The sequence below is a fragment of the Cupriavidus sp. Agwp_2 genome (assembly GCF_040784895.1).
Classification (GTDB): Bacteria; Pseudomonadota; Gammaproteobacteria; order Burkholderiales; family Burkholderiaceae; genus Cupriavidus.
This window is the reverse complement of record NZ_CP088083.1, coordinates 1,730,795-1,745,751: the sequence shown is the minus strand read 5'-3', so window position 1 is coordinate 1,745,751 and position 14,957 is coordinate 1,730,795. Positions and strand designations below refer to the sequence as shown.

The window sequence follows — 14,957 nt, the reverse complement described above, 5'->3', positions numbered from 1 at the left end:
AGAGCGTGGTCGCGCAGGCCGGAGTGCCTGCGAGTCCGAACCGGATCATAAGTTGCTGACCCGGTTCGGACGTACCCAAGCACCCTTAGACAGGGTGCTTTTTTGTTGCCCACGATTTGCCGCCCTGCCCTGGGATAACGGCATTTCGTTCAGCGGCCCCGGGGGCGGATTCTCACTATTTAGCCAGCTTGATACCTGACGGGACCGCACGTGTTTCGTGCTCCACGTCAGGCCGTTCCAATCCGGATGCCCAGCTTCGCTGGCCAAAGGGAGAGCGCGATGAGCAACGATGCAGAGAGGGACCGGCTCGACGAAGCGCAGGCGGGCCGCGCGGCCTGGAAAAAATGGGGCCCCTACCTCAGCGAGCGGCAATGGGGAACGGTGCGCGAGGACTACAGCGAGAACGGCGACGCCTGGAATTACTTTACCCATGACCAGGCGCGGTCGCGCGCGTACCGATGGGGCGAAGACGGCCTTGGCGGTATCTGCGACGACCACCAGGTGTTGTGCTTCGCGCTAGCCCTGTGGAACGGGCGCGATCCTATCCTGAAGGAGCGCGCCTTCGGCCTGGCCAACGGCGAGGGCAATCATGGCGAGGACGTGAAAGAAGCCTACTTCTATCTCGATTCCACGCCGACGCACTCGTACATGAAGTATCTGTACAAGTATCCGCAGAAGGCCTATCCATACACCGACCTCGTCGAGACCAACCGCAGGCGCGGCAAGCATGAGGCCGAGTACGAGTTGCTGGACACCGGCGTGTTTGACGACAACCGGTATTTTGACGTCTTTGTCGAGTACGCGAAGGCGGCGCCCGAGGACGTGCTGGTGCGCATCAGCGTTTTCAACCGCGGTCCGGACGCGGCGCCGCTGCACCTCGTGCCGACCCTGTGGTTCCGCAACACATGGTCGCAGCCGGCGGGCGGCTTGAAGCCGATCCTCGAGCGCGTCGATTCCCCTGGCCGGGCAACGGTCCGCGCCCGTCACAGCGATCCGATGTTCAAGGACTCGCTGGGCGATTATTACCTCTGCTGCGACGCCGACGTGCCGTTGCTCTTCACCGAGAACGAGACCAACAACACCCGGGTATTCGGCACGGCCAACACGTCGCCCTACGTAAAGGACGGTATCCACAATTTCATCGTGCACGGCGATGCCGCAGCGGTAAATCCCGCACAGCAGGGAACCAAGGCGGCGCCCTGCTATCAGCTCAACATCGGCGGGGGTGAGTCGCAAGTCGTGCGGTTGCGGCTGACGACCCGGACGCCAGCCGCGGCATCCGCGCCCTTCCATGACTTCGACACGGTGTTCGCCGCCAGGCTGGTGGAAGCCGATGCCTTCTACGCATCGATCACACCGCCCGCCATTCGCGACGACCCAGACCGGGGGAACGTCATGCGCCAGGCGCTTGCCGGCATGCTCTGGACCAAGCAGTACTTCAACTATGACCTCGGCCTCTGGCTCGAACAGCACGGCGCGGGTGCCCGGTTGCCGAAGCCGGAGCGCAGGCGGGTACGCAACAGCGACTGGGCCCATATGTTCAATGACGACATCATCTCGATGCCGGACAAATGGGAGTATCCCTGGTTCGCCGCGTGGGACCTGGCGTTTCACATGATTCCGCTGAGCATGGTCGATCCCGACTTCGCCAAGCAACAGCTAGACCTGATGCTGCGCAACGACTACCTGCATCCGAACGGCCAGCTCCCCGCCTACGAATGGAACTTCGGCGATGTCAACCCACCCGTGCATGCCTGGGCAACGATGCAACTCTACGTCCTCGACAAGGAGCGTCACGGCGGCCGGGGCGATGTCGAGTTCCTCAAGTACGCCTTCTCCAAGCTGCTGGTCAACTTCACCTGGTGGGTCAATCGCAAGGACCGCACGGGTGCCAATGTGTTCGAGGGCGGCTTCCTCGGACTCGACAATATCGGCGTGTTTGACCGCTCGTCCCCCCTGCCCACTGGCGGCTACCTGGACCAGGCCGACGGTACCGCGTGGATGGTGTTCTTCAGCCAGCAGATGCTGCGCATCGCGGTCGAGCTTGCGTTGCAGGAGCCGGTCTACGAAGAGTTCGTCGAGAAATTCTTCCAGCACACGGTGTTCATTGCCGGCGCGCTGGACTGCGTTGGCGAGCGGAACGACGAAATGTGGGATGAAGAGGATGGCTTCTTCTACGATGTGCTGCGTTTCCCGGACGGCAGCGCCACGCGCCTCAAGGTGCGCTCCATCGTCGGGCTGCTGCCACTGGCTGCCGTGGCCGTGTTCGAAGAAGACATCCTCGCGAGGCTGCAGAAGTTCCCCGAGCGCGGGAGGCTGTTCCTGGAACGGCACCCTGAGCTCGCCGCCAACATGCATCTTCCCGATCAGCCCGGCGTCGCCAACCGTCGCATGCTGGCAATCGTTGGCGAGCAGAAGCTGCGCCGGATCCTGGCGCGCATGCTGGACGAAAGCGAATTCTTCAGCCCCCACGGCATCCGCGCGCTGTCACGCTTCCACCTCGAGCACCCTTATGTCTTCCGCCACGCAGGCCAGGAGTATCGCGTGGCCTATGTGCCGGGCGATTCGGACACCGGCATGTTCGGCGGCAACTCCAACTGGCGCGGGCCGGTGTGGATGCCGATCAACTACCTGCTCTACACGTCGCTGATACGCCTGTATGCCTACTTCGGCGAGGACTTCAAGGTCGAGTGCCCGACCGGGTCTGGACGGATGATGACGCTGCTAGAAGTGGCGAAGGAACTGGGCGAACGCCTGAGCCGGATCTTCCTGCGCGACGGCGACAAAGGCAGGCCCATCTACGGCGGGGCGCACAAGTTCCGCGACGACCCGCACTGGCGTGACCTGGTGCTGTTCTACGAATATTTCCACGGCGACACCGGTGCCGGGATCGGCGCCAGCCACCAGACCGGCTGGACCGGCTGCGTCGCGCGCATCATCCAGGCGAACTCCGTGCTGTCGAAGGACATGCTGCTCACACCGGGCGCCGAAGTGGCGCTCTTGCGAGCGCTGAGAGCCGCGCACAGTTAGGGGCTGCCATGCTGACACCTCGCTATCCAGCGCTTTACCAGCTCAACACCAGGGTCCGGCTAACCGAACTGTCGCAGTCGCTGGGCCATGCGGCCACGCTGGACGACATCACTGACACCGAACTGGACCGCCTGGCGGAGATGGGCTTCGACTGGCTCTGGTTGCTGAGTGTCTGGCAGACCGGGCCTGCCGCGCAGCGCATCTCGCGCACCAACGCAGGGTGGCGGCACGAGTTCGAGCAAACGCTGCCCGACCTGCGCGAGGCGGATATCGCCGGCTCCGGCTTTGCGATCCAAAGCTACACCGTGCACCGCGACCTCGGCGGCGACGATGCGCTGGCCCGCCTGCGCCTGCGCGCGCGACAGCGCGGGCTGCGCCTGATGCTCGATTTCGTGCCGAACCACATGGCCCCGGATCACGCGTGGGTCGACGAGCACCCAGATTATTTCGTCCATGGCACCGAGGAAGATCTGGTGCGTTCGCCCCGCAATTATTGCCGCATGGCGACGAAGAACGGACCGCTTCGCCTCGCCTACGGCAGGGACCCTTACTTTGACGGCTGGCCCGACACGCTGCAGCTTGACTATGGCAATCCGCAACTGCAGCAAGCGATGATTGCCGAACTGGAGCGCATCGCCGGCCAGTGCGACGGCGTGCGCTGCGACATGGCCATGCTCGTCTTGCCCGAGGTGTTCGAGCGCACCTGGGGCATCCGGCCCGACTTGTTCTGGCCGAAGGCGATTGAGGCGGTGCGGCGCCAGCATCCCGGCTTCCTGTTCATGGCCGAGGTTTACTGGGATCTGGAATGGACGCTGCAGCAGCAGGGCTTCGACTACACCTATGACAAGCGCTTGTACGACCGCTTGCGCGAACAGCGCGCCCGCCCCGTGCGCGAGCACCTGCACGCGGACATGGCCTATCAGGACAAGCTGGCGCGCTTTCTGGAGAATCACGACGAGCCGCGCGCCGCATCGACCTTTGCGCCCGAAGCCCATCCCGCCGCGGCAGTGCTGACATTCCTCTCGCCAGGCTTGCGCTTTTTCCACCAAGGGCAGTTCGCGGGCTGGCGCACGCGTATTTCGCCACATCTGGTCCGCGCGCCGGAGGAAGCGGAGGACCGCGCCCTCGCCCAGTTCTATGCCCGGCTCCTCGCCGTGTTACACCAACCGCTGCTTCGCGATGGTAATTGGTCCTTGCTGGAATGCGTTCCCGCCTGGGCCGACAACAAGTCGTCGGATAATTTCATTGCATACCGTTGGGTGGGCGATCCCCACGAGTGGATGTTCGTTGCCGTGAACTACTCGCCGCAGCAAAGCCAATGCTTCATGCAAACGCCCTTCCCGGAACTCACGGAACTGGGCGAGCGGACCGTGCGGCTGCAGGACCGGCTCAGCCCGGCTGCCTATGATCGACCTGGCAATGACCTGCGCGCCCGCGGACTTTTCCTGGACCTGCCCCCGTGGGGTTATCACGTCTTCGACGTGCAGGGGATTGGTTGACCGGGAAACTGAAACCCAAGGCAGGCTTCAAACCGTCTGCAGATGAGATCTGCACGATTTTCACTTGCACCAGAGGGATAGACAGAAAAGCAACAACCGGCCCCGCGGTCATTGCCCGACGCACTATAACTAACTGGGGTTCGAACTTGCCCCTGTCCGTCGCGCAAGCGCTATTCGTCCGAACAGGAGCACTGCATGGACAAGCAACTCGCTATCCTGATCGATGCCTCGGGCTCGATGTTCCACGCCGCCGGCAACGGCTCGTCCAAGGACAAGATCGTCGAAGCCTCGGAGTCGGTGCAGTACATCATCGATGAGATCCAGAACAAGACATCGTCATCCGGTGAAACCTGGGCGGTTTCGTTCTGGTACTTCGCCACGCAGACCAACGGACTGATCGGCCAGGGCAATTTTCCGGTGGGAGACACCACGACCTGGAAAGACGTGGTCAGCGCCATCGAAAACCAGCCCTCCGTGCAGGCAGCGGTTGGCAGCATGACCGATATCTTCCATGCGGTGCGGACCGTCGCCGACTTCATGGTCGCCAACCCTCCGCCGCTGTTCCCCGCGGTGTACAAGAAGAAAATCGTGCTGTTCACCGACGGCAACCAGACCATCCAGCATGACAACCGGCTGACCAAGGGCGGCTATGAATTCGAGCAGGGCATCGACTTTGCCGTGCTGCTGGCAGGCAACGGCATCGCGCTCAATGCGCAGGGGATCGGCTCGGATCTGCTCAACGCGACGCTGACGGACCTGGTCGCCGAAGCCGAGCCCTTCGGCAGCACCGCAAAGACGATCAGCACCACGCCGTCGTATGCGGCAGACACCTCGGCAGCGCTGATGACGAACTCGATGAAGGTCGTCAACAACAACGGCATCCTGCCATTGCGGCCGCTGGCATGGCCAGCCTCCAGGCTGCTGTGGGAGCAGTTCAGCCTGCCGGGCCTGACGACGGAAGGCAGCGACGAAAGATCGCGACGCCGCATCAACGAGGCGCAGTTCGAAGTCGATGTCGACGACATCTCGCAGGAACTCCTGCTGGGACTGACGTGGCATCACCCCGGCCGCCCTTCGATCGAAGCCACCTCGCCGTCGGGCACGTTGTTCCGCCACGGGATCAACGGTGCCTTCGAGATCGGCGTGGGATGGATGACCGCGCTGCACGTCCCCTCGCCCGAAGCCGGTACCTGGCGTGTGCGCGTGGCCGGCGACCCGCAGTTCCGGCCGCTGCGCATGAACCTGATGGCGCGCTCGGTCAGCCCGGAGTTCGATATCCTGCTGCATGTCGATCCCTTCCAGCTCAATCCGCAGGACACCAGCGTCGTCACCGCGACGCCGATGTTCCAGGGCAAGCCCGCCGCCGGCAAGTTCGAAGCGGTCCTGAGCGACTTCACCGGCCGCACCTGGCCGATGCATCCGCAGCAGGATGGCACCCTCGTTGCCAAGGCAGACTTCCCGCAACCTGGTATCGCCCCGCTGCGCGTCGAACTGAAGGGCCTGCTGGAAGGCAAGCACAAGGTCGCGCGCATGGAGTTCACCTCGGTGCAGGTCGGACGCCCGCGCGATCCACGCCTCACGGTCGAGCCCGCCCGCTTCCGGCCGGGCCGCCGCTACAGGGTAGCGGTAACGATCCACGATGCGGCCTTCACCGCCGCAACCCAGATCGCTTTCGGGGCGGGTATCGAAGTCGTGCGCTTCACGGTGCTGAGCCCGCTCGAAGCCATCGCGGAAATCGCGGTCGCCGGCGACGCCTTCCCCGGTGCGCGCGAGGTGCTGACCTACCAGCCCGATGCCGAAACCCTTGGCGGAATCGTGGTGGAGAAACTGCCGGGAAGCGGGCACCGCCTGCTGAAGGGCTTCGTCACCGCCCTGCGCTTCGATGCCCGCGGGCGGCTGCTCGCTGCCCTGCTGGACGGACAGCGCGAGGTTGCCGTGAAGCGCCACGACGAGCGCCTGCGACGCCTGCTGGAGAAGGCGCGGGACGAAAACCTGTGCGTCTCGATTGCGCTCGACGACGATGGCGGGATCGAACACGTCACGATAGGCGAATGAGCCTCCTGCTCGATCCGCTGCCGCCGCCTGACGGCGCGGCAGTCCTCGCGCGCTTCGATGCGGTCCTTGCCTGGTCGCGCCAGCATGCAAGCCGGCTCGGCTATTTTGCCGCGCTCTACCGCGGCGTCACGCTGCGTGCCCGCAGTGCCCTCGCGGCCGGCGCCTTCGAGCAACCCCAGGCAGCCGAACGCCTGGTGGTGCTGTTCGCCACCCGGTACTTCGAAGCGCTGGCGGCGCACCTCGGCGGCGCCCCGGTGACCCGTTCATGGCAGGTCGCCTTCGATGCCGCAGGGCGCTGGCGGCCTACGGTATCGCAACATCTGCTGCTCGGCATCAATGCGCATATCAACCTGGACCTGGGTATCGCCGCGGCCCGGACGCTGGCCGACTACCCGCTGCCACGGGCGGATTTCGAGCGCGTCAACGATCTCCTGTTGCTGATGGTCGATGAGGTTCAGGACCGGCTCGCCGCGGTCTGGCCGCTGCTGCGGCTGGCAGACAACGTGGCCGGCCGCCTGGACGAAACGCTGATCGGCGCGGCGCTTGTGCAGACGCGCGCCGCGGCATGGGATTTCGGCCAGGCATTGCACGCCAGCGGCGGCGGCGAAAGTGGCTTGATCGAACGGCAGGACCGCCACGTGGCAGCAATCGGCCAACACATCGCCGCGCCCGCCCTGCCGCTGTCGCTTGCGCTGGCAGGCGTGCGGATGGGCGAACTGCGCGTCGTCGCCGGCATCATTGACTTGCTGGACCAGGAGGTAGCCCGGGCTGGCCCTGTGGTGGAAGCCAAGATCGTAGGACAGCCGGGTATCTAGAGCGTCCAAGCGCACTGCCCTTCAGCGAAGGCCCTTCTCAATCGCCCCGGCAACTTGCAGGATGCGTTCGTCGGCACCATTCAAGGACCCCGCTGTCAAATCCAGATTCAGCAACGATACCCCGCGGCATCCGGCTCCAGCAGCCGCAGCAGCGCCGTCCACTCGCGATCGAGATGCACAGTGTCGAGACAGGCGTAGTTATCGTGCTGCCTGGCCGCGTGCTCGCAAACCTCGGGCGAAGGAATTACCAGCTCCTGCCCAGCCGACAGCGTCGTCACCTGGATCTCGCAGGCGCGATTCAGGTAGAACATGCGGGTGAACGCCTCGGCCACCGACCTGCCGGTGGTAAGCAGGCCATGGTTGCGCAGGATCAGGTAATCCTTGTCCTTCAGCGACTGGACGATGCGTTCGCGCTCATCCAGCTCCAGGGAGATGCCTTCGTAGTCGTGATAGGCCACGCGCTTGTAGAACTGCATGCTGATCTGGTTGATGGGAAGCAGGCCACATTTCATCGCCGCGACGGCCATTCCCGCGGTGGTGTGCAGATGCACCACGCATTCCACGTCATGGCGTGCCATATGCAACGCGCTGTGAATGGTGAAGCCGGCTGCATTGACTTCAAAGCGCTCGTCCCCGATCGGCTGACCGTTCACGTCGATCCTGACCAGTGACGAGGCGGTGATCTCGTCGAAGAACCAACCATGCGGATTGATGAGGAACTGGTCCGGGGTACCGGGCACGCGGGCGGAGATGTGGGTATAGATGAGGTCCGTCATCCCGAACTTCGCGGCAAGACGGTAGGCGGCCGCCAGCTGGACTCGCGTCTCCCATTCTTCCCGGGACATGTTTCTGGGTACGCGATTGATATGCGGGTCGGTGGTGGAGATCATGGTGTCGTCTCTTCAGGTCTCTGGTTTCACGGAAGACAGCGCAGGCAAGGCGCATCTCGCTGCCTCCCATTCTTTTCCGCGGCGGCAGGCACTGACAAACAAGAAATTCCTCGGCCGAGGGCAAGCCTAGATTTACGGGGCGCATGCCCGGTGCTATAACGGCTTGCGGAATCGACGCCGGTGCTCGCGCTCCCTGGACGCCGTAGGAACGACCGTCCCTATCCAATTGCGCAACGTGATGAGATCCATGCAATACAGACTGCCACCTCTGAACACGCTCCGCATCTTCGAGGCCATCTATCGCCGGGGCTCCATTCGCCAGGCGGCGGCCGAGCTTTGCCTGACGCCACAGGCGATCAGCCAGCAACTCAAGATCCTGGAGTCCTCGCTGGGACAAAGCCTCTTCGAGCGCAGCATCCGCAGCCTGACGCCGACCGAGGCAGCCAGGCGGCTTTATGGCCCGGTCAAGGAGGGTCTGGACCAGTTCGCACAGGGCGTCAGTGCCGTAAGCGGTGACACGGCGAAGAAGAGCCTGTATCTCCATGTCAGCCCTTATTTCTCCACGCATTACCTGGTGCGCAACCTGGGAAACTTCACCGCCGACCTCCCTGAACTGGAGTTCCGCATGTCGGTCGGCGTGGAGATGGTCGATCTTGACCACCAGGGCATCGATGCCGCGATCCATTGGGGCTACGGGGGCAGCAGCACGCTGACCGAGATACCGCTGATCGAAGACCTGAAGGTACTGGTTGCCGCCCCGCCCCTGCTTGCACGGCAGCCGATCAACGCACCGGAAGACTTGCTGCGCCATAACCTGGTGCTGCCGCTGGCAAAGAATTCGCTCTGGCCTGACACGCTCGAGATGCTGGGGCTCGAACCGAAAGCGGGACAGTCCGTGCTCCAGCTGCACACGCACGACGCCATGCTGGAGGCCACGCTGGCCGGGCTAGGTATCGGCTTTATCTCCTACCTGGACGCGCTCAGGCACATCGAAGCCGGGGAACTGGTTGCGCCGTTCGGCGTAGATCTGTTGCGCCAGTTGCCTCTGGAGAAAACGCCTCAATTCTTCCTCTGCTTCAAGCAGGAACGCGCGCAGTCTCCCGTGCTCAAGCGGTTTATCGAGTGGTTGCTCGAGTATGTCTGCCAGCCCGAGGTCATCGGCTACGAATCGCGTTGCAAGTGGAAAGCAGGCTAGCAAGCAGAAAGGCCTGCAGCCGGGCATGGCGCAGGCCCTGGATGACAACGCCAGGACTTTGGCGTTGGCGAGCCGCTGCTTAGACGCTGCTTAGACGCTGCTTACGGCCGCGGCAGCAGCGGCAAAGACGTGCGGATAGTCGCGCTCTGCCTGCTCTCGGCTGAGGTAGCCGAAGGCGACGTCGCGCCTGACAAGGTCTGCCGCGCGCTCGCCGGCCGGCCCGTTGCCGCCACCGCCCGGAAGGGCGAGCACCAGCCTGCGGCCGGCCGGAATGGTCTGCTTGCCCTTGGTTCTCAGGACGGTGCCGTCGTCCAGGGCCACCCTGCCGGCGGCACCGTTGCCACCGCCGTGATGGCCTCGCGCGGGGAACGCAACACGATCGAACATGGCATTCAGGCTGAACTCGTAGCCGGCGCGGGCACTGATTTCAATATGCTGGCCCAGGCCACCCCGCCACCGCCCTGCGCCCGCCGAATCCGGCCGCAGCTCCTTGCGCCAGATGACGATCGGGCCCACGCTCTCCGTCACTTCGACCGACATGGCCTGGACACCGCTTGGAAATGCCGTGGCGCTGAGTCCGTCGCTCGACGGGCGGCCGCCGGTGCCGCCAGTGTTGAACATCAGCACTTCGTGCTGGAGCCCGTTCGTCTCGTCGGTGACGCCCTGGAAGCGCATCTGCAGGTTCCACAGCGCGCTCGCCCCTTCAGCGGGAACGACTTCCGGGCAAAGCGGCTGCAGCGCGCCGAGGATGACATCGGGAATCAGATGCCCGATGACGTGCCGTACCGATACCGGGCATGGCCGCGGTGCATTGAGAATGCAGCCTGCCGGGGCCGAGATCTCGAACGGCAGCAGGGAACCCCAGTTATTGGGGATATCAGGCGCGATGGCGCACTTGAGCGCATAGCACGTGTAAGCCTTGGTATAGGTCAGCGGTACGTTGATGCCATAGCGGCTAGTGCCTGAGGTGCCGGCAAAGTCGGCGTGCAGCGCCCCCGCCCTGGCCTCGACGGCAACCTTCAGTTCAATCGGCCGCTCATAGCCATCGACGGTCATGGCATACCTGTGCTGTCCGCCTTGCAGTCCCTGGATGCGCGCGCGGGTGGCTTGCTCGCTGTGCGCAAAGATAAATTCGGCCAGCGAAGCGAGATCCGTCAAGGCAAACTCATCAAGCATCGCGTCCAGGCGGCGCCTGCCGGTCTCGTTGCAGGCGGCGAGCGACTGGAAGTCGCCAACGACCTGGTCTTGCTCTCGTACATTGCAGCGCAGGATGGCGATGAGGTCTTCGTTAAGCTCGCCGCGTTTGTACAGCTTCATCGGCGGGATACAGATTCCCTCCTCGAACACATCCCCTGCGTCGGGCCCGAAGCCGCGGCCGCCAATATCCACCACATGCGCCGTCGACGCGAAATAGCCGATCAGCCGTGGCGCGTCGCCCTGCTTGCGGAAGACTGGCGTCACCACGGTGATGTCGTGCAGATGGCCGGTACCCATCCAGGGGTCATTGGTGACCAGCACATCGCCGGGTGCCAGGCGTTGCGGGTCGAACAAGCGCGCAAAATGCGCCACCGACTCCGCCATGGAGTTCACATGGCCAGGCGTTCCGGTGACGGCCTGCGCAATCATGCGGCCTTGCGCATCGAAAACCCCGGCGGACAGGTCTCCCGCCTCTCTCACGCTGGTGCAGAACGCGGTGCGCATCAGCGTGATCGCCTGTTCCTCCACCACGGAAATCAGGCGGTTCCACATGATCTGCTGGTGTACTGCGATTTGATGGCTCATTGCTTTCATCCTCAATTGCGGCGTTCGATGAGCAGGCAGTCGTCCTGCTGGCGGGTGACCCGGTAGTCCGGGCTGACGTAGGTAGAGGTCTCCCGCTCTACAACGATCAGGGGCCCGTCGATGCCCTCCCCCTGCACGAGTTGTCCGCGGTCATAGATTGCGCAGCGGTGCTGCTGCCCGGTCTTTGCGTCGAGGACATCGCGCCATGCCATCGGTGCCGTGGCGGCCCCGGCAGGCGGCACCTGGCCGCTGCATGCCTGTACACGTTGCGGAGGGGCCAGTTCGGTGCGCAGCGAAAGCGCCCAGCTGACAACCTCGACATCGAGCCCATCGACGGCATGTCCGAACAGTTCGACATAGGACGCGGTGAAACGCTCGCGCAACGTCCCGGTGCTGGCCGCATCGAAGCGGTGGATTTCCACGGGAATGGGGATCTCCCAGCCCTGCCCCGCATAGCGCATGTAGGCGCGGAGTTCGCGTATGGTTTCGCCTTCGTAGCCGGCATCCGCCAGGAAGGACGAAACCTCAGCCTCCATCTGCTCAAGAAGATGGTTCACCACCCCGGCATCGAAATCTGCCAGTCGCATCACGGCGCTGCGCAACGACTCATAAGAAAACGGCGCGCGCAGGAAACCGATGGCCGAGCCTACGCCTGCCCCGGCGGGGACCAGCAGCCTGCGGATGCCAAGCTTTTCGCACAAGCGCACGGCATGCAGCGGCGCCGCGCCCCCGTAGGCGATCATGGTGTACTGCTCCAGGGCGCGGCCGTTTTCTACCGCATGCATGCGCGCCGCATTGGCCATGCTCTCATCGACCACTTCCGCCACGGCGTGGGCGGCCTGGATGGTCTCGCCCTGCAGCGGCTTGCCGATATCGTTGGCCAGCGCCGTCTCCGATGCCAGGCGGTCCAGCCTGATGCTGCCGCCGGCAAAGCGTTCAGGATCGAGCTTGCCCAGCACCAGGTCCGCATCGGTCACCGTGGGGCGCCTGCCGCCGCGGCCATAACATGCCGGCCCCGGCTCGGAACCCGCGCTTTCCGGTCCGACCCGCACCTGCTTCATCTCATCGACGTGGGCGATCGAGCCGCCACCAGCGCCGATTTCGATCATTTCGATGACGGGGATCGAGATCGGCATGCCACTGCCCTTCTTGAAGCGATAGGTCCGCGCCACCTCGAACACGCGCCCTGTCTTTGGCACCTGGTTCTCGATCAGGCAGATCTTTGCCGTCGTCCCGCCCATATCGAACGAAACCACCTCCGGCAACGCGTAGCGCGCGGCAATGTCGCTGGCGAAGATCGCCCCGCCTGCCGGCCCGGATTCCAGCAGCCGCACCGGAAACTCGGCGGCGCTTCCCAGCGACATCAGCCCCCCGCCGGAGTGGATCAGATACAAGGGGCAGCGCATCCCGTCCTCGGCCAGCGCACCGGCAAGCCGGTTCAGATACGAAGAAATCAGCGGCTTGACATAGGCATTGGCGCAAACCGTGTTGAACCGCTCGAATTCACGGATCTGGGGCGACACTTCACTCGAGATGGAGATGGCGATGTCCGGCAGCGCCTTTGCCACCAGGTCGCGCACCGCGCGTTCGTGTGCGCCATTCCGATAGCTGTGCATCAGGCCGATCGCAACGCTTTCATACTCGCCAGCGCGCAGTTTTCGGGTCACGGCCTCCACCCCGGCCAGGTCCAGCGGCACAAGTTCCTGGCCCGTTGCATCCAGACGCCCTGCGACGGTAAACCGGTCATTGCGCGGGACCAGCGGCGCCGGCAACGTAATGCCCAGGTCATACTGCTCGAAACGCCCTTCGGTGCGCATTTCAATCACGTCGCGAAATCCCTCCGACGTGATGAATGCGGTGCGCGCACCGCGCCGCTCGATCAGTGCGTTGGTGGCCAGCGTGGTGCCGTGGATAATCGCGCCGATCGATCCCACTGGTATCGATGCCTCGCGCGCCGCGGCCTTCAGCCCGGCGACGATGGCACGCTCGGGCTTCTCGTAGTCAGTCAGTATCTTTGCCGTATGGATGCGGCCGTTGCACTCCAGTGCAACATCCGTGAAGGTGCCGCCGATATCGACGCCTGCCCTGATCTGTTGTGTATCTTTGCCCATTTTCTCGATGCCTTGCCTCGGAGGATTAGCGCGTGGAGGCTGTCACACCGAAGCCCCCGACGCCGCGTTGAGATCATCATGGGCGAACGATGTGGCGGCTGACAAACAAGAATTTGATGGCACCAGGGCAAGCCGTTCTGATTCCGTACTAACCCTAGTCCTGCGCATGCAAGCAGGACATTGCGCCATCATCGGGCGCACAAGCCTGTCAGGTATGCGCATTCTGGTGCGCATGCCATGGGTATGGTGCGTCGGATGTCGGGGTGCACCATACGCGTGTCGCAGCAGCGTCGCGATGCACCATCACCGGCTCAGGGTTATTACCGAACCAGCGAAGCTTGCCCTGGCGCCATCAAATTCTTGTTTGTCTCGCGCCGCATCCGTCGCCGATGATGCCGACATGACGACATCGGCGCGACGCAATGCGATAGAGCCGGAAGCCAACCCCTTCCGTGCGCTCGAGCAGCGGCTGAATGTCAGCTCACCCCGCGTACGGGCCAGAGCCCGCATGCGCTATCTTTCCATCCAGAGGATGACTGCCATGAAGTTCGCTATTCCCTTCTTCGCCGCCTGCCTGACGCTGAGCCCGATGCAGTCGATGGCGCAGCCGGGCGATTACCCCACCAAGCCGATCCGTCTGGTCGTCCCGTATCCGGCAGGCGGATCGACGGATGCCGTCGCGCGGCTGGTCGGCCAGAAGCTCTCCGCGAAATTCGGCCAGCCTGTTGTCGTCGAGAACCGGCCCGGTGCAAGCGAGGCCATCGCGGCAAGCTTCGTTGCCAAGTCGCCGGCCGATGGCTACACGATCTTTCTTTCCACCATGAGCGGCTTGACGGTCAACCCGAGCTTGTTCAGCAAGCTGCCGTATGCGCCGCAGAAAGATTTCGCGCCAATTGCCCTCGCCGCAACGATTCCCTGCGTAGTGGTCGTGAATCCCGGCGTACCGGTGCAGTCCATGCCGCAGTTGCTGGAGTACCTGAAGGCGCGGCCCGGCATCGCCTACGCATCCGGCGGAAACGGTACGCCAAACCATCTGGGCATGGAGCTCTACAAGAAGGCGACCAGCGTCAAGCCGATGCATGTGCCTTACAAAGGCGGGGCGCCCGCGCTCCAGGACCTGATGGCCGGGCAGGTAGAAGTCATGATGGCGCTCGTGCCTGAAGCCATGCCCCTGGTCAAGGCGGGCAAGCTGAAGGCCCTGGCGGTGACCACGACAAAGCGCTCTCCCGACTATCCGGACCTGCCCACGGTGGCAGAGTCCGGGGTGCCCGGGTTCGAGCTGATCTTCTGGTCCGCCTTCGTGGCGCCGGCAGGAACGCCGAAAGAGATCGTCACCCGGTTGAATCAAGCGATCGACGCCATCCTGCAAGAGAAGGAGACCAAGGCAAAGCTGACCGAAATGGGCCTCGTTCCGGCTGGCGGATCGCCCGAGCAGCTCAGTGCGCTGATCAAGAGCGAAACCGGCAAGTGGAAGAAAGTCGTCGACGAGGTCGGCATCAAGCTGGACTGATCCGCATTGCCGACCAGTGGCACGGCTGCCGACAACTGCCCGTGGCCGTGCCGAACTGACGCACCCTCTA

At 63.9% G+C, this 14,957-nt stretch carries 9 protein-coding genes; 6 read left to right on the top strand and 3 right to left on the bottom strand.

The window, feature by feature from the left end:
* Positions 1 to 279 precede the first annotated feature (279 nt).
* The 4 genes from LPA45_RS08090 to LPA45_RS08075 all read left to right on the top strand — a co-directional run bounded on the left by LPA45_RS08090 (position 280) and on the right by LPA45_RS08075 (position 7,399).
* Positions 280 to 3,030, top strand: coding sequence for a glucosidase (locus LPA45_RS08090; RefSeq protein WP_116323529.1), 2,751 nt, complete (start codon positions 280 to 282; stop codon positions 3,028 to 3,030).
* An 8-nt stretch (positions 3,031 to 3,038) separates the two neighbouring features.
* The gene (locus tag LPA45_RS08085; RefSeq protein WP_116323530.1) at positions 3,039 to 4,529 is read left to right on the top strand and encodes an alpha-amylase family glycosyl hydrolase; all 1,491 of its coding nucleotides are present in this window, start codon (positions 3,039 to 3,041) and stop codon (positions 4,527 to 4,529) included.
* Positions 4,530 to 4,724: 195 nt separating this feature from the next.
* Positions 4,725 to 6,584: a vWA domain-containing protein gene (locus LPA45_RS08080; RefSeq protein WP_116323531.1), complete on the top strand. Its 1,860-nt coding sequence runs from the start codon at positions 4,725 to 4,727 to the stop codon at positions 6,582 to 6,584.
* On the top strand, positions 6,581 to 7,399 hold the full coding sequence (locus tag LPA45_RS08075; RefSeq protein WP_116323532.1) for a DUF5995 family protein: 819 nt from the start codon (positions 6,581 to 6,583) through the stop codon (positions 7,397 to 7,399). The genes LPA45_RS08080 and LPA45_RS08075 overlap by 4 nt, the downstream gene beginning before the upstream one ends.
* 107 nt (positions 7,400 to 7,506) lie before the next feature.
* On the opposite strand, the gene LPA45_RS08070 is transcribed toward LPA45_RS08075, so the two are convergent.
* Positions 7,507 to 8,289 carry a class II aldolase/adducin family protein gene (locus LPA45_RS08070; protein WP_116323533.1) on the bottom strand — a complete coding sequence of 261 codons (783 nt, stop codon included), beginning with the start codon at positions 8,287 to 8,289 and terminating at the stop codon, positions 7,507 to 7,509.
* Positions 8,290 to 8,536: 247 nt separating this feature from the next.
* On the opposite strand from LPA45_RS08070, the gene LPA45_RS08065 reads away from it, so the two are divergent.
* On the top strand, positions 8,537 to 9,484 hold the full coding sequence (locus LPA45_RS08065; RefSeq protein ID WP_158577760.1) for a LysR substrate-binding domain-containing protein: 948 nt from the start codon (positions 8,537 to 8,539) through the stop codon (positions 9,482 to 9,484).
* 90 nt (positions 9,485 to 9,574) lie between these two features.
* Here LPA45_RS08065 and LPA45_RS08060 read toward each other — a convergent pair whose 3' ends face one another.
* Both LPA45_RS08060 and LPA45_RS08055 read right to left on the bottom strand, forming a co-directional pair.
* Positions 9,575 to 11,275 carry a hydantoinase B/oxoprolinase family protein gene (locus LPA45_RS08060; RefSeq protein WP_367394993.1) on the bottom strand — a complete coding sequence of 567 codons (1,701 nt, stop codon included), beginning with the start codon at positions 11,273 to 11,275 and terminating at the stop codon, positions 9,575 to 9,577.
* A gap of 2 nt (positions 11,276 to 11,277) precedes the next feature.
* On the bottom strand, positions 11,278 to 13,377 hold the full coding sequence (locus LPA45_RS08055; protein ID WP_116323536.1) for a hydantoinase/oxoprolinase family protein: 2,100 nt from the start codon (positions 13,375 to 13,377) through the stop codon (positions 11,278 to 11,280).
* Between the two features lie 295 nt (positions 13,378 to 13,672).
* On the opposite strand from LPA45_RS08055, the gene LPA45_RS08050 reads away from it, so the two are divergent.
* Positions 13,673 to 14,887 carry a tripartite tricarboxylate transporter substrate binding protein gene (locus tag LPA45_RS08050; RefSeq protein ID WP_233528451.1) on the top strand — a complete coding sequence of 405 codons (1,215 nt, stop codon included), beginning with the start codon at positions 13,673 to 13,675 and terminating at the stop codon, positions 14,885 to 14,887.
* Positions 14,888 to 14,957 lie beyond the last annotated feature (70 nt).